Genomic DNA, 19,756 nt, shown 5'->3' with positions numbered 1-19,756 from the left:
TAGCGCTCTGCAAAACCTTTTTGTTACATTTTTTCGTGCTGCTATTGGTGTCTCTTTTCTATGTCAAGCAGCGCTATTTTGATTGGCAGACCTCCGCCATAACCAACCATTTGACCATTCGCTCCAATAACGCGGTGACAAGGCACAATAATCGAGACTGGATTGCGATTGTTCGCTCCACCTACGGCACGCATGGCGCCAGGCTGATCCAGCATTACTGCGATATCCTTATAGGTACGTGTCTCTCCATAAGGTATTTGCTGTAACGCTGCCCATACTTTCTGCTGAAACGGTGTACCGTACATCTGAACTGGCAGATCGAATTGCTGAAGCTGTCCGGCAAAATAAAGCTCCAGCTGTCTGGCCGCTTCTTTTAGCTGCGGCTCGGAAGCCGCATCGACCTGCGTAATGTCCGCTCCATCTTGTCCAAAGTGGCGCACCGCCCATTTCTCTAGTCCCTCAGAAGCCAAATCATATTGTACAAAATCCAAGTGACAAATCCCTTTATCCGAAGCCGTTATTGTCAGCTTCCCAATAGGTGAATTGATTTCAGCTGCATAAAGACGTTCACTCACCTGCTCCACCTGCTTCCGAGTTCACTTCGGTTATAGCGTCTAATTGAGCTAGCGCATTCGCGATGGCTTGCAGCGCTTCCTCATCCGTTTCTTTCATGGATGCTCCAAGCAAAGCGGACTTTGCTTGTTCTCCGCCGATTCTAGCAAGCGACCATGCTGCCGTACCGCGCAGCACCGGCCTTGTATCTTGCTCCAGCACTCGAATCAAGTCCGGCACAGCGCTTGCCTCTTTGAAGTTGCCAAGTGCGATTACGGCATTACGCTGGATCGGTTTTTTGCCCCTCCAAGCGGAGGAGGTACGTCCATATCTCGCTTGAAATTCTTTGTTCCCTATCGTAAGAAGCGGCACTAGTAGCGGCTTTACTAATTCCATATCTGGCTGCAGCTCTATTTGGTGGGTCCAGTTTTTCCCGCGGTTAATCGGGCAAACGGTTTGGCAAGTGTCGCATCCATATAGGCGATTGCCGATTTTTCGCATGAATTCGTCTGTTAGCATTCCCTTAGTTTGTGTTACGAAGGATATACAACGGCTTGAATTCAATTGGCCCGGACCAACCAACGCATCCGTAGGGCAAGCATCAATACATTTGGTACAGCTGCCGCAGCTTTCCGTAATGGGTTCATCTGGTTCGAACGGTATATTAGTAATCATCTCTCCGAGGTACATCCATGAGCCAAGCTCCGGTGAAATAATGGAGCAGTTTTTTGCGCTCCAACCAATGCCTGCACGCTCAGCGACCGCTCGATCTGACAATGCCCCGGTATCAACCATACTTTCTACACGCAGATCGGGAATACGCTCCCTCAGCCATGCCTCCAGCTTAGCTAGTCGATCCCGTAAAACCCGGTGATAATCCTCACCCCACGCCGAGCGTGACATAATGCCGCGCCTTGCTCCCGGTTCCGATTTAGGAGGATCCTTCAGCTTGGAAGGATACGCAACTGCAATGGCTATAATCGACTGCGGATTCTCAAATAACAATGCTGGATTCGTTCTCTTCTCAATATCCGGCTCTTCAAAGCCAGATTCTCTTCCGAGCTCGCGATGCCTCAGTAAAATTTGCTTCAATGAAACGAACGGATCCGCTGACGCGATTCCTATCTTGTCGATGCCTAGGGTTGGTGCCGCTGCAAGCATCTCTTCTTTCAGCTTTGTCCATCTATCTTTCATCATCTATAACCTTCTAATTGCTGCACGAGCTAGCTCGTCACAGCGATTATTCCATTCGTTATCGCTATGGCCTTTTACCTTTACGTATTCTACTTTATGCCGCAGCATTAGCTCCCAAAGCATTTTCCACAGCTCTTGGTTCTCAACAGGCTCCTTCTTGCTGTTCTTCCACCCGTTACGCAGCCAGCCGTTGATCCAGCCCTTCTGGAAGCAATTCACCACGTAGGCAGAATCACTATATACCTTCACCTGACAGGGCTCCTTTAACAGCTTCAAGCCCTCGATCACCGCTTGAATTTCCATACGATTATTCGTTGTATGCTTCTCGCCGCCCGAAATCTCCTTCTGATGAACGCCAAAAAACAGCACCGCTCCCCAGCCGCCCGGACCCGGGTTGCCAGAGCATGCACCGTCTGTATAGATCATAACGTCCTTCATAAGAATCCCTCCTAAAAGTTTGCGTTAGCAAACTTACTTCGTAAGCATCTACCTAAGGTTTGCGTTAGCAAACCTTATTCGTAAGCATGAACCGTTTGATATGAGCAGCGATTAAAGTGCTCTCATCTCCTTGTAAGGCCATAAAATAAAATCAGCTCTGCCACGAATCAGCTCTTCCGGCACAGCCTGAAACGAACGGCTGTCGAGACTCGCCCTAGCGTGACGATTATCACCCATGACAAAATACTTTCCTTCACTAATGACTACAGGTCCGTAGCTCATATCTTCTATTACTGTGTCAGTATATGGCTCGTCCACCAGATTGCCGTTGCGGTACAGATGCTGATTGTGTATCTCGATGCGGTCGCCGGCAACGCCTACTATTCTTTTGACGAGAAACTTCTCATCAGCTTGACCCAGATCAGGCTCCTTCAAAATAACGACATCCCCAACCTTAGGCTTGCTGACCAGATAAACAAATTTATTTACAAATAACCACTCATGCTCGGTTAATGTCGGTTCCATGGAATGACCCTCTACCTTAGAGAGGTTAAATACGAAGAAATGCAGAAGTAACACAACCGCAAATGCAAATACTAATGTTTTTGACCAATCTAACAGCTCCGCGAGCCACCCGGAACCCTTACTTGCAGCAGTATGGGCAGATAAATCAGTCTCTACACTGGTTTCCGTCATTTCCTTGCCTTGCTTGAGATTATGCTCCTCGAGGCTCATCGCTCCACCTCTTCATTTCTATTCAGCCAATCCTCATAATACTTCATTACAAGCTCATCCTGAAAAGGCGACTGTCCTTGATCCAATCGCAGCATAAGCGCTTTGAGCCCCTCTTCTACCTTGTCATCGACCATTTTCGGATAATGATAAGCTGCTTTATGCATCTCATATTCATCTTGATCAACAATAGACCGCTCACCGGCTACTGTACGGATAACATCCAAATCATAATCGATATAAGTAAGCACATCACCTCGAAGATATGGCGGCGAGGCGATATTACAATAATAGCGGATGCCTCCATCCTCTAACAGAGCAACGACATTGAACCATTGTCCTGGTATAAAAAAGGAGACTGCTGGAACTCGGCTGATCCATATCTTACCGTCAGATTCTTGAATTGGCGTCTGTCGGTTAATGAGTACCTTAATAGATTCCTCTTTGTGCCAATCGGCAAGCAGTTCATCAGGCACAAGCCAATTCTGTTGCCATACACGGTGTATGTGGCCGTTATGTTTAAAGCTTTTGATGACACAGTGCCGATAAGGTTCCATCCCGTTCTCCTCATAAATGTATATAGTAATAAGAAAAGCATATCTGACCGCCAAAAGCAATGGCGATGCAGATATGCCCTGCGTACAACTTACATGCAGTAAAGTTCGCGTTAACCGGCTACGATGCTCAGTTTCTGAAATGATCTGATGAAATCATTGGCTACGTACCCCATAGACTCATACAGCGGCAAAACTGGCTCGTTATGCTCGTCCGCGGTAATTAGTATCTTTGTAACATGGCGCTGTTCGAAACGCTGGCGCAATGCCTTGATGAGCGTTTTACCGATTCCTTTCCGTTGATGGAGAGTAGATACAGCAATTCGATAGTAATAACCTTTGTTATTATCAATCGTACCGATAATCATGCCCACAATCTCGGAATTTTCGACAGCGACTAAAACTAAATCACTATCCCATGACAATTGGCGGGCAAAAGCTTCCATCGTTTGTTCGTAGCACTCTTCTGTTAGAACATCTTCAAGCAGTGCTGTAATTGGTCGGTAATCGGACAACTGGAAGGAACGAACATTCATTAAATTACACCTTCTATACCATGTCATATTATTGCATTTTAAATATATTACGACAAATTTTAACGAAATCCTGCTTCTATCTTTTATATTACATAAAAAAATTAAAGAAATCATCATTTTTCTCGTGAAAACGCTTAATATCAAGCGCTTACATCAATTATTTTCATTTATGATTACTCGTCAACAGTTCTCTCTTCCTATTTTGTATAAATTATCTAGTCACGTGTTATCCTATTTCAGGTTAAGTTTGATCAAATCCTCCACTCGACTTTTGAAACAATAATGTTGATTTATTCAATCGGATAAGGGATAATGGACTTGGATAACTACATATAATTAGGAGGCTGTAAAAAATGGCACATCAACTACCAGCTTTGCCTTACGCGCACAACGCACTTGAGCCGCATATCGATGCGACTACTATGGAAATTCACCACGGCCGTCACCATAACGCTTACGTGACTAACCTTAATGCTGCATTGGAGTCCGCTCCAGAATTGCAAAGCAAATCAATCGAAGAATTGATCTCCGATCTTGCTAGCGTTCCTGAAGCAATCCGTACTGCTGTTCGCAACAACGGCGGCGGACACGCTAACCACAGCTTGTTCTGGGAAACAATCGCTCCAAACGCTGGTGGAGCACCAACTGGCGCTCTTGCAGCAGCAATTGAAAGCGAGCTAGGCGGCTTTGAAGCTTTCAAAGCTGACTTCGCTAAAGCAGCAACAACTCGTTTCGGCAGCGGCTGGGCTTTCCTAGCAGTTGCAAACGGCAAATTGAAAGTATACAGCTTGCCTAACCAAGACAGCCCGATCATGGAAGGTGAAACGCCAGTCCTTGGTCTTGATGTATGGGAGCACGCTTACTACCTGAACTACCAAAACAAACGTCCTGATTACATCGCGGCGTTCTGGAACGTAGTTAACTGGGATGAAGTTAGCAAACGTTACGAAGCAGCTGTAAAATAGTATCTTTTCTACAAAACGGCGCTCGTCTCAATAATGAGGCGGCGCCGTTTTTTGTTGTGCTTTACGTCTAATGCAGCTTAGAGCTTTTATGCTGGATCCTACAATTGACCCTTCTCCAACTGGTCTTCCGTAAAAATTAATTCTCCATACGTCCAAAAGCCTCTTTGTACGCTCCCGTCCGCATAGGTTCTGGTGCCGAATCCGTGCTCCATATTGTCCTCCCATTTCCCATCAAACCTTGTGCCATCATACCATTTATAAACTCCGTCCCCGTGGAATAGTCCATCTTTCCATCCACCTTCATAACGGTCTCCATTCGCATACTCCTTTATCCCGAATCCATTTTCCGTATCCAGATGCCATTGACCTGTATATTTGGTTCCATCCGACCAACGGTATACACCATTACCCGACTTAGCCCCGCTGCTCATTTGCCCTTGATAACTCTCATTACCTTCTAACTCAATATGCTGCTCCCCCTCAATTCCGTCTTCCCAGATTGCTGTCACCATTTTATTATCAATATGAATATTGGATTTTCTTTCAGCGGCGCGGTTTTCGTCATTAAGTATGATCTTTAAAGCTGTGTCCTCGGGTTTAAGAAGCATTGGAGGCGGGATGAATCGATCATTAATGTAGGTTTTAAAATACCATGCAGTTAAATCATATATGCTAAAAAAAAGCTTCTGTATCGCATCTGACTTTATTAGCATGTCGCTCTCTCTTGTATCCAAATACTCGAGCTGTTTCAATGCAGTCTCAAATTGATCAGGTAGAATTTCAATTTTCATTAATTGTTCCAACTGAATTAACGGCTCGGTATGCTTATCGTTTAGCTGCTCATTCATGAGAATTTTATTAACCAGCAGCCGTCCAATTTCCTGCAAATGTCCTAAAGCAATGACATGGTCAAAATTCATGGCTCGTTCTGCATGAGCAGCTAAGTTGTAGACATCCGGCAGATCATTTTTAAAAGGTCTAAAGCTTATTTCGTTCTCCCCCTTCGGACTACCATAAATTCCAAAATATGATCATTATTTATATTCGCAACAAGTATGGTTTACCCTTTATTACGAACACACCTCCTAGGCGTTTGCCGCATACGATACAGAAGGATATAAGCCTAAACTGTTTCGAAAAGGAGACTGTGTGCTCGTATGGAATATACTTACGCTACTTTCGAGAATCCGCGGCAATCCGCTCCGGCAGCAAGAAACTGCGGCTGCGGCGGACCGCGCATGATCACACCTATGCCTCAGCCAGGCGGATTTGGTCCCGGCGGTCCCGGTGAGCCAGGCGGGTTTGGCCCCGGCGGTCCCGGCGGGTTTGGCCCCGGTGGTCCCGGCGGGTTTGGCCCCGGTGGTCCCGGCGGGTTTGGCCCCGGTGGTCCCGGCGGGTTTGGCCCCGGTGGTCCCGGCGGGTTTGGCCCCGGTGGGCCCGGCGGGTTTGGCCCCGGTGGTCCCGGCGGGTTTGGCCCCGGTGGTCCCGGCGGGTTTGGCCCCGGTGGGCCCGGCGGGTTTGGTCCCGGTGGTCCCGGCGGGTTTGGTCCCGGTGGTCCCGGCGGGTTTGGTCCCGGTGGTCCCGGCGGGTTTGGTCCCGGTGGTCCCGGCGGGTTTGGCCCCGGTGGTCCCGGCGGGTTTGGCCCCGGTGGTCCCGGCGGATTTGGCCCCGGTGGTCCCGGCGGATTTGGCCCCGGTGGTCCCGGCGGATTTGGCCCCGGTGGTCCCGGCGGATTTGGCCCCGGTGGTCCCGGCGGGTTTGGCCCCGGTGGTTTTTGGATCGGCGGACCATGGCTGTTCCCTATCGGTCCTCAAGCATCGGTAACCGTTGTTATAAATGGGGGAAGAGCGTTCCCGAATATTACTCAAGCGTATCGTGTGCCTTTCCGGCCAGGCATGACCATTTATCAAGCACTTGCGGAAACCGGTGTTGTACGCTTCAACTTTAATGGTCAAATTGTTTCCGTTAGCGGAGTTCCGATTGGCGGTAACATTAACTATCGGCTTCTGCTGAACGGACGTGTCATTCCCGCTTCGCTGCTCAGCTTCCCCGTTCAGCGTAATGATTCTGTAGCGCTAGAGCTCTTTTTCACTCCGATCTTACGTGAAGAAGAATTCGAAGCTGCAAATGTAGAAAGCTAACCTGCCCCATCCGCGACAAAAAAGCTAGAAAGAGTCGTCTCCCTGGACGACTTTTTCTAGCTTTTTCAACACATTTTCTCCTTAGGATGCTCGCTACTTAATCGCCTTCCCTTTGCCGCTCAGAAGCTTTAATTGATCATTCTCGTAGCCTACCTCATAGGTTACCTGATATTTCTTCAATACATATTTCCCGTCAACACGTTCATCTACCGAGATAACGGCGATAACAGTTGCTTTATTTTCCTTCTTCTCATTGACATGCATATTATCAATGACCACATTGAGCGTTCCCAAGTAACCTGCTCTAAATTCTTCGTAACTTGTGCCTTCCTTCCAATTGCCGCCAAGCAGTGAATAGGCATAGACGTAATCGGCGTTGTTTAGACTATCGTAAAAATGAGTAACAAGATAATCCGCGAATTCCTCTATCTTTTCGTCTTCCTCCAACGTTAGCTCCTTATCCGAAAGCTCTTGCTCGGGAAGCTCAGTCATCGGCTCTTTGGACCAGCCTTCTACGATATCAATTACGTTCGCAATCGGGATACTAAAGCCTATTGAGGCTTGCTCGTAGCCGGCAGAGTTAATCCCAAGCACTGCTCCCGTTTTCTGGTCAACGAGTGGTCCGCCGCTGTTGCCAGGAGCAATAGGCGCAGAGATTTGGTAGAGATCCGAATACAAGTACGGCTCGATTTTAAAGCTTCTTTCTAATCCGCTTATAATCCCCGTTGTGACCGTATTTTGAAAGCCCAGCGGACTGCCTACAGCCAGAACTTCATCACCTACCTCCGCTCTTTCCTCCCGTTCAACCTGCAGCGGCTCAGTTCCGGCGAGTTCCTTCACTCGCACAACAGCGATATCCGTCTCCGTGCTGATGCCGATCACTTCTCCGTCCAGCTCACGCGCATCCGCCGTTTTTATTTTTACTGAGTGAGAGCCTGCTACGACATGTGCATTCGTAATAAGATCCCCCTCTAAATTATAAAGGAAGCCTGATCCCTGATCTCCGTTTTCATTTTCTATCATGACGACCAGCTTTTGTGTTTCAAAAATAATATCTTTAAGAGACTTCTGCTTTGCCTCTTCAGCTATTGCCAGCAGCGGCTTTCCTGTCAGCCTGCTGGGCACCTCTGAATGAACCGCTAATGCAGCAGCGAAACCTCCACATACAATGAGAGTAGAAGCGATGATGCTAACCCAAGCTCGTTTTCTCATCTCATCTCCCCCTTAATCCAAATACCAAGTCGCATGATCAACGACTACGGTTGTATCCTCAACATAAACGCCGTACACCGTGCTGGTAAAGGTTATTTTCTCACCTGGCTCCACATAATCCGGCGTTGCCTCAGCCATACCTTTGCCTACCTCTTTGCCGGCAGAATCATAGACGATAAATTGAACACTAATCGTATAGATTGGCCGAGTAGCGGCATTTTTCAACTCGCCTGCAATACTTAAGTCGCCGAACTCATCGAGCGTTGATTCAATATGAACAACCTCAACAGCTGCTGTCTGGTTCTTGAGATCCTCTGCCGCCGCTTGCTGCATCGCTTGTTCTAAACGGCGCTGCTCCCGCTTCTCATAATCTGCCTGCGCTTTATTAATTCGCTCCGCCAGCTCCACCATTTTCTCATTATCCTTGGTCAAAACCAATGCTCGTTCCGTCAACTTCAAAGCATCCGAATAATTTTTTTTCTTAAGCAGCGCTTCCGCTTCCTTGAAGCTAATATCTATAATTTTGGCCACGATTTGCTCTCGTAATGCCAGTGCTTCTTCACCGTCTAATTGATTCGCCTCATTCAGCTTGGATTCAAGCTCATCCACTGTCTCCAAATCAGCCAATTCTCCCGTTAGCTTCATGACTCCGAGCTTCAAGTTGTAATCCGCCAGCTGCTGCTTAACCCTTATGTAGATCGGCTCCTTATGCCCCTTCAGTTCGTTGCTCAGCCGCTCAAGTGATAGTTCTGCTTCTTCTAGCTTCTGCTCTTCTAGTTGCTTGCCTGCAGCAGCAACCCCTTTCGCCAGCTCTGCGACGAGCGAAACGATCTCGATATCCTTCTGCAGTGCGTCAAAGCCTGGACGGCAATCAGAGGCCTGCTGCAGCAGTTCCTGCGCTTTATCATACTTCCCAGCTAAAGCCTCCGCCCTCGCGTCGACCTGCAGCTTAATAACTCTATCATTTATATTAGATTGATATATATAGTAACTAAATACAGAACCAGCCGTAACGAGAGCAACAACGACAGGCAGCAGCCATGTCCAAACAGGGCTCTTCGTTCTACGATGCCGCTTAGGTTTAGGTTTGCTTGACTGATGACTTTCTAAGTCTAGCTCTTCTGAAGCCACCCTCTCCGATAAATCGATAGTCCGCTCAGCACTTATAGTCGCTGCAGCCTCCTCGTCATCTGCAAGCAATCTGCCGCACTGGCTGCAATAGATAGCATCATCTGATTGCTTCTTCACACAATGATGGCAATACACTTCCCGTTCATCCCCCAGCCCATGATTCTCTCTAAACACACCTATCTATTCTATATCAAAAAGTAAATGATCTCCATTTTTTATTAGTGGGAAATGGAACCAGACAAAAAAAAGCAGCCTACCCTGCTCACATCGTGCTGTAAGCAAGGCAGACTGCTTCTATTTATATTCATTATTTCACATTATCATTAATGCTTTCGAGCCATCGATCTCTATGAAATTATATATAATTGCAGCCTATGCTTTCTCTTCTTTAATCGCCTTAAGACGCTTCATCACATCGTTTGCTCCGCGTCCATAATAGTCATGCAGCAAATTATATTCAGCATATAGCTTCTCGTAAACCGCTACATTGGCCGGAATAGGCTTGAACGTTTCTTCACGTACACGAGCCATCTTCTGAGCTGCATCAACAATACTATCGTAGCCGCCCTTAGCAGCACCAGCTGCTACCGCTCCAAACATTGCTGCACCGAGCGCCATCGTCTGATTGGATGCTGCAACCCTGATCTCACGATTCGTTACATCTGCATAGATCTGCATAAGCAGTGCGTTTTTCTGCGGCAACCCACCGCATGCGTACAACTCATTTACTTCTACACCATTGTTATGGAACGCATCGACGATTTTGCGAGTGCCAAATGCCGTTGCTTCTAGAAGCGCACGATAAATTTCCCAAGGCTTCGTGAGCAATGTCATCCCTAAAATCGTACCTGTCAAATCCGTATCAACCAGTACCGAACGGTTTCCGTTCCACCAATCTAATGCCAGTACGCCGGATTCACCAGCCTTCAGCTCACTTGCTTTACGAGTCAAATAAACATGTACATTCTCGCCCGCCTGCTCTGCTTCTTGCAGCACGTAAGCAGGAACCGATTCCTCTACGAACCATTCGAAAATATCGCCCACCGCTGATTGACCCGCTTCATAACCAAAGTAGCCCGGAATGATGCCATCTTCGACGACACCGCACATTCCTTCAACTTCCTTCTCCTCCGTTCCAAGCAGCATATGACAAATCGAAGTTCCCATTGCCATAACAAGCTTGCCTGGCGATACGACACCAACACCCGGCACAGCGGCGTGCGCGTCCACATTACCGACAGCGATTGCCGTTCCTGGCGCAAGTCCAATGCGAGCTGCAATATTAGGAAGCAATTCGCCAGCTTTCGAGCCCAGCGGCAAAACCTCGCCGCGCAGCTTCGTTTCTGTCAGGTTCTCTAGGCGCGGATCAAGCGCTTTGAAAAATTCCTTGCTTGGATAGCCGTCCTGTTTATGCCACATGCCTTTGTATCCCGCAGTACAGCTGTTGCGAACGATATTACCTGTCAATTGACCAACAACCCAGTCCGTTGCTTCAACAAATTTATCTGCTGTTTCATAGATCTCTGGCGCTTCGTCCAGGATCTGCCAAGCTTTCGCCATCATCCACTCCGACGATATTTTACCGCCGTAACGCGGCACCCATGTCTCACCGCGCTGCGCAGCCATTTCATTAATAAGGTTAGCCTCATCTTGGGCTGCATGATGCTTCCAAAGCTTCACCCAGCTATGCGGATTATCCTTGTAAGCATCTTTTACGCATAGCGGCTCTCCCTCTTGGTCGATAGGAAGCATCGTACATGCCGTAAAATCGATGCCTAGTCCAATAACATCAGCTGGATCGATACCTGATTCCTTCATTACAGCAGGGACAGACAACTCGAGCACTTCAATATAATCAAGCGGATGCTGAAGCGCCCAGTCAAGCTCAAGCTTAATTCCGGATACAGGGAGCAACTCATCGATAACATGGTGAGTATACGGCGTGACATGCTCCGCTACCTCGGCACCGTTAGATAGATCAACAAGAACCGCACGACCTGATTGCGTGCCGTAGTCTACACCAATTGCATATTTTTTGCTCATTTATCCGAATCCTCCTTATTTTTGGCCGTAGTAGGCGTTTGCTCCATGCTTGCGTAAATAATGACGGTCGAGTAAAGCTTGATCCATCGGCTGAACTTTCGGATTTAACTGGTACGTATGAAGCGCCATCTTGGCTACTTCCTCAAGAACAACTGCATTATGAACTGCATTGTGCGGGTCCTTGCCCCAGCAGAAAGGAGCATGGCTGTTCACCAGCACAGAAGGAACTTGGTTCGGATCAATATCGTATTTAGTAAAGGTTTCAACAATAACATTGCCTGTCTCCAGTTCGTAAGCGCCATTAATTTCTGCCTCAGTCATCGCGCGCGTGCAAGGAACCTCACCGTAGAAGTAATCACCATGCGTTGTGCCAAGCTCAGGAATCGAACGTCCCGCTTGTGCCCAGCTGGTCGCCCATGGTGAATGTGTATGGACAATACCGCCGATGTTAGGAAATGCTTTATACAGCAACACATGTGTTGCTGTGTCCGAAGATGGACGAATATTTCCTTCTATAACGTTGCCTTCCAAGTCCACGACAACCATTTGCTCTGCCTTCAATTCCTCGTAAGGAACGCCGCTCGGCTTAATGACTGCGTAACCAGAATCCCTATCCATGCCGCTTACATTACCCCATGTAAATGTAACTAATCCGTATTTCGGCAAATCCATGTTGGCTTCCCAAACTGCATGCTTCAACGCTTCTAACATGAGAATCTTTGCTCCCTTCCAGCTCGAATTTCCACGCTTGACCGTATTCACTTATACGGACCTATTCATAGATTTCCTTTGCTTTTATTATAAGTTGTACGTACAAGTGTGTCACGCGTTTTTTTCTCTCTCTCTATTCCTTAAGCCACACTCGATCTGAAGCCGCTTTAGCTTCTGGGAGGTTTCGTGGAATCGCGTATCACGAGTTCTGGATCATATACCTTGTCCATTGTTTGACGACGCTGCTGCTTCTCCACCATACTAAGCAGCATTTCTACAGCATCGGCTCCCATTTCGGATTTCGGATGCGCAACGGTGGTGAGCTTCACTTCTGTCGCCGTTGCCAAGTTCGCATCATCAAAGCCTACAATTGAAAGATCCTCCGGTACCGTTAAGCCAGCTTCCCTCACGATATCGAGCATTTTGACCGCAAGCTCATCGTTATAACAAATAATCGCTGTCGGCCGCTGTTCTGGCTCGCGCTGCAGCATCGCAAATAGCGCTTGCATCGGTTTTTCATGCTTCTCCTCTGTAGAGTAGCGCAGCAAGTAATCCGGTAGAACCGTAATCCCCTGCTCACGGTGTGCCCTTAGAAAGCCTCTCATCCGGTGTACGCCTTGAAAGTCATCTGTTTTGAAAAAACCTGCGATTCGCTTATGTCCCAGCGTAATTAAATGTTCTGCAGCACGATAGCCACCAAGCTCGTCGTCTACGCGCAAGCAAGGGGCATCCACATCACTGTAACGCTCATTCAGCAATATATATGGGATTTTGAGCGCATCAAGCGCCAAAAAATAATTAAAGTTCGGATTGCCCTCGGCGCTTTTCGTCGGCTCGATGATGAGACCGGTCAGAGGCTCGCGGAGCATTGATTCCAAGCTGTCCTTTTCTTTATTCTTTTCATTATCAGTACTAGCCAGCAGCAATCGCGCCCCTACCGCGCGCAAGCTGGATTCAACACCTCTGACGATGGTTGGAAAAATATAATCCGATATATGGGTCGTAATCATACCGATAGTCATCCCTTGCGATGAGCTTCTCCGCTCTGGCGCAGACTGGTCAGATACGAACGTTCCTTTCCCTTGGACGCGATACAGCCATCCCTCTTGCTCCAAATCACCCAGTGCCTGACGCACTGTTTGACGGCTCATTTCGAACTGCTTCCCGATCTCGTTCTCCGACGGCAGCTTCTCGTGGGGCTTGAACTGCGCCGTGACGATCCAGGATATGATTTGCTGCTTCAATTGCATATATTTTGGCGTTTGCTGTTCCTTCACTTCACACCTCAGCTCTGTTAGTTGTATGCCTGTAGTATAGCATATGCAAAACTTGTACGTACATGAACTTGTCCACGAACTCGCTATACTACAAAGAAAAGGATCGCCCATTGGCGACCCTCTCCAGCATATATCTTCTGACCTCATCGCTACGCACCAGAGTAAGCAACGGGAATACGAATGATGAAGCATGCGCCAGTAAGCTGATCCACACTTGGATCTAGCGTAATGCTCCCGCCGTGAATATGAATAATGGTTTGTGCAATCGATAGTCCTAGCCCGCTTCCCCCTTGGCTCCGATCTCTTGATGTATCCCCCTTATAAAATCGTTCAAAAATACGTTCCCGATCCTCCTCGTTGATACCAATTCCAGTATCGGAAATTCGAACGACAACGAAGCCCTCCTGCTCAGACAGTGAGAAAAATATTTGTCCATGCTCCGGCGTAAATTTTATGCTGTTCGCAAACAGATTCATCCACACCTGATTAAGCTGATCACGATCAGCGGTAATCATAGCTTCCTCCATCCGCAGCTCCACCGTTTGCTTTTTGGTCATCCACTGCGGTTCACAAGCAAGCACCACATCTCGCAGTTGACGATCCAATCGGTAAGGCTGCGGGTTAAAAGGATGCTGCTGGGAGTCAAGCGATGCCAAATTAAGCAGGTTTTCGCTCAAACGAGACAGCCGCAAGCTCTCTTGCTTAATGATGCTAATGTAACGCTCCCTTTCAGTTTCCGTAACCTCCTCGCTGCGCAGCGCTTCTGCAAAACCGCCAATTGAGGTAAGCGGTGACTGCATTTCGTGCGAAACGTTCGATACGAAATCCTGTCTCATCATTTCAAGCTGTGATAGACTAAGCGCCATTTTGTTCATGCTTTGAGCTAGTTCGCCAAGCTCATCGCCGCGCCTGGTCGGCAGGCGCACGCTAAAATCTCCCTGCGACATTTGCGTCGCTGCGTTCGTCATCATTTTTAAAGGCCTGACTAAGTAACGGGCTACGATTAGAATAAGTACGCTTCCGACGAGCAGCAGTGTTACGAGCAGCGTTACGGCCGTCCAGATAAAGTTGCTATTTTGCGGAAAACGATTCGGCTGAACGAACAGCGCCCACCTCTCATTACCGAACTGTACCTGTTTTCCCAGAGCAGGAGGTAATGGGGAGCCCCCTTCTTCCCTATTAAACACATCTACTCTGACCGTGATACCGCTGAATACTCTATTGAGCTGCTCAAAAGAAAGTCGTTCCATAATTAGCTCACTTCGCTCACCCGCCATCACAAAGCGGTTGGAGCTATGAATGGCGACGATCGATTGCCCTTGCAGCGTGGCAACTTCATCTAAGAATGCTTGCATTGAACTTGGCTTCGAAACGGCGTATAGCTGCTCTATTCGATTAATCGCCTTCTCCAATTGAATAGGAAGTTGTCCTCTAGCATCCCTCTTGAACATTTGGCTGGTGAACAAAAAAGCAACCCCGATACTAATAAGGACTATCACGAGAAAAGCAGCCGTTATTCGAAAATAGAGACTCCGAATCATGACCATTCCTCCAGTCGATAACCGAGCCCTCGTATCGTGACGATGCGGAAATGATATTGTTCTTCGGGAAAACGATCACGCAGCCTTTTGATATGAACATCAACGGTTCGCTCATCTCCCTCATAATCCATTCCCCATATTTGTTCGATAAGCTGCTCCCGTGCAAAGGTTTTGCCTGGGTAGCTCGCCAGCTTGAATAGCAGCTCAAACTCCTTTGGCGGTAACGTGAATTTCTCTCCGCTCGCAGACATGTGGAAATCAGTGCGATTCATCAACACATTACCGAATTCAACCGTTTGGGAGGCTGTAATTCGGTATCTTTTCAGCAGAGCCTTGACCCGTACTACTAGCTCTGGCGGATCAAACGGCTTAACCATATAATCATCTGCTCCAAGCTCAAAGCCCTTCACCTTCTGTGAGGTTTCTCCCTTTGCAGTCAGCATGAGCAGCGGAATATCATAGCTTGCCCTCAGCTCGGCGCAAAGCGCCCATCCGTCCATTCGAGGCATCATGACATCCATAATCGCAAGATCAGGGCGCACCGCTTCCAGCTTCTCTAATGCATCTATTCCATCTATTGCTTCAATAACCTGGCAGCCTTCTCTTTTTAAGAAAAGGGCAACCAGTTCACGGATGTTCGGATCGTCGTCCGCAACTACGATTTTTGGCATATTGTTCGTCCTCCACTAGGCTTAAGTAGTCATTGATTCAGCATACATGACCAACATGAACGTTACATGAACGATATTGACTTTATTGCTAGATTATAATAATTTTAAAGTAGGATTTATTATTTCACGGGAATATTGAATGGAGGATATCGATTATGTATAAAACGATAATTATTGGTACAGGTCCTGCTGGATTAACAGCTGCAATTTATTTGGCCCGCGCAAACATGGAGCCGCTCGTTATTGAAGGATGGCAGCCAGGCGGTCAGCTTACAACGACAACAGAAGTCGAGAACTTCCCTGGTTTCCCTGAAGGGATTTTGGGCAGCGAGCTAATGTCCAACATGCGTAAGCAAGCACAGCGCTTTGGAGCGAAATTTAAAACAGGCTCCGTAAAAAGCGTAGACTTCAGCAAACGCCCTTACACGCTCGACGTTGAAGGCATTGGCGAGCTGCAAGCCGAATCGATTATTATCTCTACAGGCGCTTCTGCCAAATACCTTGGCATACCGGGCGAGCAAGACAACATCGGACGCGGCGTAAGCACATGCGCGACTTGTGATGGCTTCTTTTTCCGCGGCAAAAAGATTATCGTAGTGGGCGGCGGCGACTCCGCAATGGAGGAAGCTGTGTTCCTTACTCGCTTTGCTTCCGAAGTAAGAGTAGTTAACCGTCGCAACGAACTTCGCGCTTCAAAAATTATGCAAGACCGCGCTCGCGCTAATGACAAAATCGTATGGAGCCTGAACCGCACACCGCTTGAAGTTGCTGCAACCGGCATGGGCTTGCAAGGGTTGAAGGTGCGCAATAATGAAACGGGTGAAGAAGAGCTGCTCGAAACAGACGGCGTATTTATTACGATTGGCCACACGCCTAATACCGGCTTCCTTGGCGGTCAGATCGATACCGATGAGCAAGGCTATATTATTGTGAAGCCAGGTACTTCGGAGACGAACATCCCAGGCGTATACGCTTGCGGCGACGTTCAAGACCGTAACTACCGTCAAGCGATTACCGCAGCTGGAAGCGGCTGTATGGCAGCTTTGGATTGCGAACGCTTCTTGGAATCACAAGCGCATGAAACCGTTAATGCATAATTTTTTTTTTCAAAATTGACTAGTACAATACATGCAAATTATGTATAATAAAACTGTTGAGATTTACAATAGAAAGGCAATGCTACCGCAACCATTTGTTCGCAATATGCTTCGCGTGAGCGGCGCCTGAACGTGTTATGGGAGAAGGTACAACCTCGGCTTATTTTGAGCAGAGGTTGTACCTTTTTCGCGTTTTCAGCCCCTTTTTCCCCATTATCCATAAGGAGTGATTATTATGTTATTAGAAGCTGTGTATCACAGACCGAAGCAAAACTGGGCTTATGCCTATGATGGAAAAACACTGCATCTCCGCCTCCGTACCAAAAAAGACGACGTTGCTGTAGTGGAAGCCATCGTCGGCGATAAGTACGCTTGGGACCAAACGATTACAACCGTCCCTATGCGTATTTTCACATCTGATGCACGATTCGATTATTGGGAGACGGCTGTTATTCCTCCTTTTCGCAGGCTGCGTTATGCTTTCCGCTTAAACAGCTGCGATGAAACCATTATTTTCTCGGATAAAGGCGTCGAGTTTACGCTGCCCGACAACTCAAATTCATTTTTCGACTTCCCATACATTAATCCCATTGACGTATTCGAGCCGCCAGCTTGGGTGAAGGATGCTGTCTTTTATCAAATATTTCCTGAGCGATTCGCCAAAGGCGATCCCTCTATTGATCCTGAAAACGTGCTGCCTTGGGGCGGCGAGCCGACACCAAACAACTTTTTTGGCGGTGACCTGCAGGGTGTAATTGATCACTTAGATCATATCTCTGCACTTGGTATTAATGCGGTATACTTCACGCCGCTGTTCGAAGCAACAACTAATCATAAATATGATACACAGGATTATATGAAGGTTGATCCGCATTTTGGGACAAATGAGAAGTTGAAGGAATTGGTTGATGCCTGCCATGCCCGCGGCATTCGTGTGTTGCTTGATGCAGTATTTAATCATTCCGGCAAAACGTTCCCTCCTTTCGTCGATGCTCAGAAGCATGGTCAGCAGTCGAAGTATGCGGATTGGTTCTATGTTCGGGAATGGCCGCTGCAGGTGGTGGACGGCCTTCCTACCTACGAGACATTTGGTTTTGAGCCGCTTATGCCGAAGTTGAACACGGAGCATCCAGAGGTAAAGGCGTATTTGTTCGAGGTCGCTCGTTACTGGATTGAAGAGATTGGGATCGATGGCTGGCGACTGGACGTTGCCAATGAGGTTGACCATCAATTTTGGCGCGAATTCCGGCAGACGGTAAAGGCGATTAATAAGGACGCCTATATTTTGGGCGAGATTTGGCATGATTCGATGATGTGGCTGCAGGGTGATCAATTCGATGCGGTTATGAACTATCCATTTACAAATGCGGTTCTTGATTTCTTCGCCTATCAAACGATGGATGCTGCTGATTTCTCAAATGCGATTGGCGCTCAGCTCGCGGCTTACCCGCAGCAGGTAACTGAAACAGGCTTCAACTTGCTCGATAGCCACGATACGCCGAGACTGCTTACGATCTGCGAAGATAATATCGATTCGATGAAGCTCTCATCGTTGTTCCAGCTAACCTTCCCCGGAACCCCATGTATTTATTATGGAGATGAGGTAGGCATAAATGGTGCTGGTGATCCTGGCTGCCGCAAATGTATGGTGTGGGATCCGACTGAGCAAAATCAGGAGCTGCTCAGGTTCTATACCGATGCGATTGGACTGCGCCACAGCTACAGTGCGCTTCGCAGCGCGGATATTCGCTTTGTGCATGTCGGTGAAGCTGACGGCACCTTGGTCTATGAACGCCGCGACGGCGACCAGCGGCTGCTTATCGCGATGAATGCGCGCGGCGAAGCTGCGGATCTCCGCTTTGTCATTGAGGCTGCTCCTGCAGAGAATGGCATGGTGCCGCATGCTGTTGCGTTTAGAGGGTTTACGAGCACTGCTGCAGCAAATAGCAGCGAAATAGACGCGGCAGCTAGCTTAGTTGATGCTGCTATTGCAAGCACTGATGCTGACGCTGAGGGTAGTGCGGTTGCAACAGCTGTTCTAACAAGCAGCGGTATCTCTGCTTGGTCAGTCTTACTGTCCAGCACTAGCAAATTTGCAGCAGGCGCAACGGTTACAAGCAGCATCGACGGTGAGCTTCAGCTCACGTTACCGGCTTACGGCTTCGTCATTTTGGTGCAGGAAGCTAACTAAACAGCACATTTTGTTAGGGCAGTCCAAACGGACTGCCCTATTTCCACATCTCTTTCACGCCGAATTTACTCTATAAGCACGTATGCGTGCTTACAGACCAGTAACTATGGTTACTTTGCTACTGTAAGAGCACATGCGTGCTTACAGCTACTTTTCTACTCGCCGCATACGCCGAATTTACTCAATAAGCACGCATGCGTGCTTACAGACCAGTAACTATGGTTACTTTTCTGCTGTAAGAGCACATGTGTGCTTACAGCTACTTTTCTACTCGCCGCATACGCCGAATTTACTCAATAAGCACGCATGCGTGCTTACAGACCAGTAACCATGGCTACTTTGCTGCTGTAAGAGCACATGTGTGCTTACAGACCAGTAATCATGGTTACTTTGCTGCTGTAAGAGCACATGTGTGCTTACAGCTACTTTTCCACTCGCCACACACGCCGAATTCACTCTATAAGCACGTATGCGCGCTTACAGACCAGTAACTATGGCTACTTTGCTGCTGTAAGAGCACATGTGTGCTTACAGGCACTTTTCCACTCGCCACACACGCCGAATTTACTCATTAAGCACGCATGCGTGCTTACAGACCAGTAACTATGGCTACTTTTCTGCTGTAAGAGCACATGTGCGCTTACAGCTACTTTTCTACTCGTCTCATACGCCGAATTTACTCTATAAGCACGCATGCGTGCTTACAGACCAGTAACCATGGCTACTTTGCTGCTGTAAGAGCACAGGTGTGCTTACAGCTACTTTTCTAC

The 19,756-nt window shown here is 47.9% G+C and carries 18 protein-coding genes; 4 read left to right on the top strand and 14 right to left on the bottom strand.

Annotated elements, in window-relative coordinates; translation table 11 throughout:
- Window positions 1–41: 41 nt before the first annotated feature.
- The 6 genes from AC0YN6_RS16935 to AC0YN6_RS16910 all read right to left on the bottom strand — a co-directional run bounded on the left by AC0YN6_RS16935 (window position 42) and on the right by AC0YN6_RS16910 (window position 4,006).
- A complete protein-coding gene (locus tag AC0YN6_RS16935) occupies window positions 42–575 on the bottom strand; it encodes a methylated-DNA--[protein]-cysteine S-methyltransferase (RefSeq protein WP_475748232.1) in 534 nt (177 codons plus the stop codon).
- Window positions 568–1,749, bottom strand: a complete 1,182-nt coding sequence (queG, locus tag AC0YN6_RS16930; RefSeq protein WP_475748231.1) for a tRNA epoxyqueuosine(34) reductase QueG — start codon at window positions 1,747–1,749, stop codon at window positions 568–570. The genes AC0YN6_RS16935 and queG overlap by 8 nt, the downstream gene beginning before the upstream one ends.
- Window positions 1,750–2,184, bottom strand: coding sequence for a ribonuclease HI (gene rnhA / locus AC0YN6_RS16925; RefSeq protein ID WP_475748230.1), 435 nt, complete (start codon window positions 2,182–2,184; stop codon window positions 1,750–1,752).
- 111 nt (window positions 2,185–2,295) lie between these two features.
- On the bottom strand, window positions 2,296–2,919 hold the full coding sequence (gene lepB / locus AC0YN6_RS16920; RefSeq protein WP_475748229.1) for a signal peptidase I: 624 nt from the start codon (window positions 2,917–2,919) through the stop codon (window positions 2,296–2,298).
- On the bottom strand, window positions 2,916–3,473 hold the full coding sequence (locus tag AC0YN6_RS16915; protein ID WP_475748228.1) for a DUF402 domain-containing protein: 558 nt from the start codon (window positions 3,471–3,473) through the stop codon (window positions 2,916–2,918). The genes lepB and AC0YN6_RS16915 overlap by 4 nt, the downstream gene beginning before the upstream one ends.
- Before the next feature lie 110 nt (window positions 3,474–3,583).
- Window positions 3,584–4,006: a GNAT family N-acetyltransferase gene (locus tag AC0YN6_RS16910; RefSeq protein ID WP_475748227.1), complete on the bottom strand. Its 423-nt coding sequence runs from the start codon at window positions 4,004–4,006 to the stop codon at window positions 3,584–3,586.
- A 353-nt stretch (window positions 4,007–4,359) separates the two neighbouring features.
- On the opposite strand from AC0YN6_RS16910, the gene AC0YN6_RS16905 reads away from it, so the two are divergent.
- On the top strand, window positions 4,360–4,971 hold the full coding sequence (locus AC0YN6_RS16905; protein ID WP_475748226.1) for a superoxide dismutase: 612 nt from the start codon (window positions 4,360–4,362) through the stop codon (window positions 4,969–4,971).
- Window positions 4,972–5,069: 98 nt separating this feature from the next.
- On the opposite strand, the gene AC0YN6_RS16900 is transcribed toward AC0YN6_RS16905, so the two are convergent.
- A complete protein-coding gene (locus AC0YN6_RS16900; RefSeq protein WP_475748225.1) occupies window positions 5,070–5,891 on the bottom strand; it encodes an MORN repeat-containing protein in 822 nt (273 codons plus the stop codon).
- A 975-nt stretch (window positions 5,892–6,866) separates the two neighbouring features.
- Here AC0YN6_RS16900 and AC0YN6_RS16895 point away from each other — a divergent pair.
- Entirely contained in the window at window positions 6,867–7,112 is a 246-nt protein-coding gene (locus tag AC0YN6_RS16895; protein WP_475748224.1) for a hypothetical protein, read from the top strand.
- Window positions 7,113–7,205: 93 nt separating this feature from the next.
- Here the strand turns inward: AC0YN6_RS16895 and AC0YN6_RS16890 are convergent, their stop codons facing one another.
- The 7 genes from AC0YN6_RS16890 to AC0YN6_RS16860 all read right to left on the bottom strand — a co-directional run bounded on the left by AC0YN6_RS16890 (window position 7,206) and on the right by AC0YN6_RS16860 (window position 15,698).
- On the bottom strand, window positions 7,206–8,324 hold the full coding sequence (locus AC0YN6_RS16890; protein WP_475748223.1) for a S1C family serine protease: 1,119 nt from the start codon (window positions 8,322–8,324) through the stop codon (window positions 7,206–7,208).
- A gap of 12 nt (window positions 8,325–8,336) precedes the next feature.
- Window positions 8,337–9,629, bottom strand: a complete 1,293-nt coding sequence (locus tag AC0YN6_RS16885; RefSeq protein ID WP_475748222.1) for an FxLYD domain-containing protein — start codon at window positions 9,627–9,629, stop codon at window positions 8,337–8,339.
- A 198-nt stretch (window positions 9,630–9,827) separates the two neighbouring features.
- Window positions 9,828–11,498, bottom strand: coding sequence for a ribulokinase (locus AC0YN6_RS16880; RefSeq protein WP_475748221.1), 1,671 nt, complete (start codon window positions 11,496–11,498; stop codon window positions 9,828–9,830).
- A 15-nt stretch (window positions 11,499–11,513) separates the two neighbouring features.
- Entirely contained in the window at window positions 11,514–12,209 is a 696-nt protein-coding gene (gene araD, locus AC0YN6_RS16875; RefSeq protein WP_475748220.1) for an L-ribulose-5-phosphate 4-epimerase, read from the bottom strand.
- Between the two features lie 167 nt (window positions 12,210–12,376).
- A complete protein-coding gene (locus tag AC0YN6_RS16870) occupies window positions 12,377–13,486 on the bottom strand; it encodes a substrate-binding domain-containing protein (protein ID WP_475748219.1) in 1,110 nt (369 codons plus the stop codon).
- Window positions 13,487–13,635: 149 nt separating this feature from the next.
- On the bottom strand, window positions 13,636–15,027 hold the full coding sequence (locus tag AC0YN6_RS16865) for an ATP-binding protein (protein WP_475748218.1): 1,392 nt from the start codon (window positions 15,025–15,027) through the stop codon (window positions 13,636–13,638).
- On the bottom strand, window positions 15,024–15,698 hold the full coding sequence (locus tag AC0YN6_RS16860) for a response regulator transcription factor (RefSeq protein WP_475748217.1): 675 nt from the start codon (window positions 15,696–15,698) through the stop codon (window positions 15,024–15,026). The genes AC0YN6_RS16865 and AC0YN6_RS16860 overlap by 4 nt, the downstream gene beginning before the upstream one ends.
- Before the next feature lie 155 nt (window positions 15,699–15,853).
- On the opposite strand from AC0YN6_RS16860, the gene trxB reads away from it, so the two are divergent.
- Both trxB and AC0YN6_RS16850 read left to right on the top strand, forming a co-directional pair.
- The gene (trxB, locus tag AC0YN6_RS16855; RefSeq protein ID WP_475748216.1) at window positions 15,854–16,795 is read left to right on the top strand and encodes a thioredoxin-disulfide reductase; all 942 of its coding nucleotides are present in this window, start codon (window positions 15,854–15,856) and stop codon (window positions 16,793–16,795) included.
- 235 nt (window positions 16,796–17,030) lie between these two features.
- Window positions 17,031–18,986, top strand: a complete 1,956-nt coding sequence (locus AC0YN6_RS16850; RefSeq protein WP_475748215.1) for an alpha amylase N-terminal ig-like domain-containing protein — start codon at window positions 17,031–17,033, stop codon at window positions 18,984–18,986.
- Window positions 18,987–19,756: the final 770 nt, after the last annotated feature.

It is taken from the genome of Paenibacillus sp. J22P15 (assembly GCF_056269345.1).
The sequence above is the reverse complement of the archived record's forward strand: the minus strand, read 5'-3'. Positions and strand labels throughout refer to the sequence as shown.

Coding starts and splice junctions, on each gene's coding strand:
- AC0YN6_RS16850 (WP_475748215.1), top strand. CDS start 17,031: ATGTTATTAGAAGCTGTGTATCACAGACCGAAGCAAAACTGGGCTTAT.
- AC0YN6_RS16865 (WP_475748218.1), bottom strand. CDS start 15,027: ATGATTCGGAGTCTCTATTTTCGAATAACGGCTGCTTTTCTCGTGATA.
- araD (WP_475748220.1), bottom strand. CDS start 12,209: ATGTTAGAAGCGTTGAAGCATGCAGTTTGGGAAGCCAACATGGATTTG.
- AC0YN6_RS16895 (WP_475748224.1), top strand. CDS start 6,867: ATGACCATTTATCAAGCACTTGCGGAAACCGGTGTTGTACGCTTCAAC.
- AC0YN6_RS16915 (WP_475748228.1), bottom strand. CDS start 3,473: ATGGAACCTTATCGGCACTGTGTCATCAAAAGCTTTAAACATAACGGC.
- AC0YN6_RS16880 (WP_475748221.1), bottom strand. CDS start 11,498: ATGAGCAAAAAATATGCAATTGGTGTAGACTACGGCACGCAATCAGGT.
- AC0YN6_RS16910 (WP_475748227.1), bottom strand. CDS start 4,006: ATGAATGTTCGTTCCTTCCAGTTGTCCGATTACCGACCAATTACAGCA.
- rnhA (WP_475748230.1), bottom strand. CDS start 2,184: ATGAAGGACGTTATGATCTATACAGACGGTGCATGCTCTGGCAACCCG.
- queG (WP_475748231.1), bottom strand. CDS start 1,749: ATGATGAAAGATAGATGGACAAAGCTGAAAGAAGAGATGCTTGCAGCG.
- AC0YN6_RS16860 (WP_475748217.1), bottom strand. CDS start 15,698: ATGCCAAAAATCGTAGTTGCGGACGACGATCCGAACATCCGTGAACTG.
- trxB (WP_475748216.1), top strand. CDS start 15,854: ATGTATAAAACGATAATTATTGGTACAGGTCCTGCTGGATTAACAGCT.
- AC0YN6_RS16905 (WP_475748226.1), top strand. CDS start 4,360: ATGGCACATCAACTACCAGCTTTGCCTTACGCGCACAACGCACTTGAG.
- AC0YN6_RS16890 (WP_475748223.1), bottom strand. CDS start 8,324: ATGAGAAAACGAGCTTGGGTTAGCATCATCGCTTCTACTCTCATTGTA.
- AC0YN6_RS16900 (WP_475748225.1), bottom strand. CDS start 5,891: ATGAATTTTGACCATGTCATTGCTTTAGGACATTTGCAGGAAATTGGA.
- lepB (WP_475748229.1), bottom strand. CDS start 2,919: ATGAGCCTCGAGGAGCATAATCTCAAGCAAGGCAAGGAAATGACGGAA.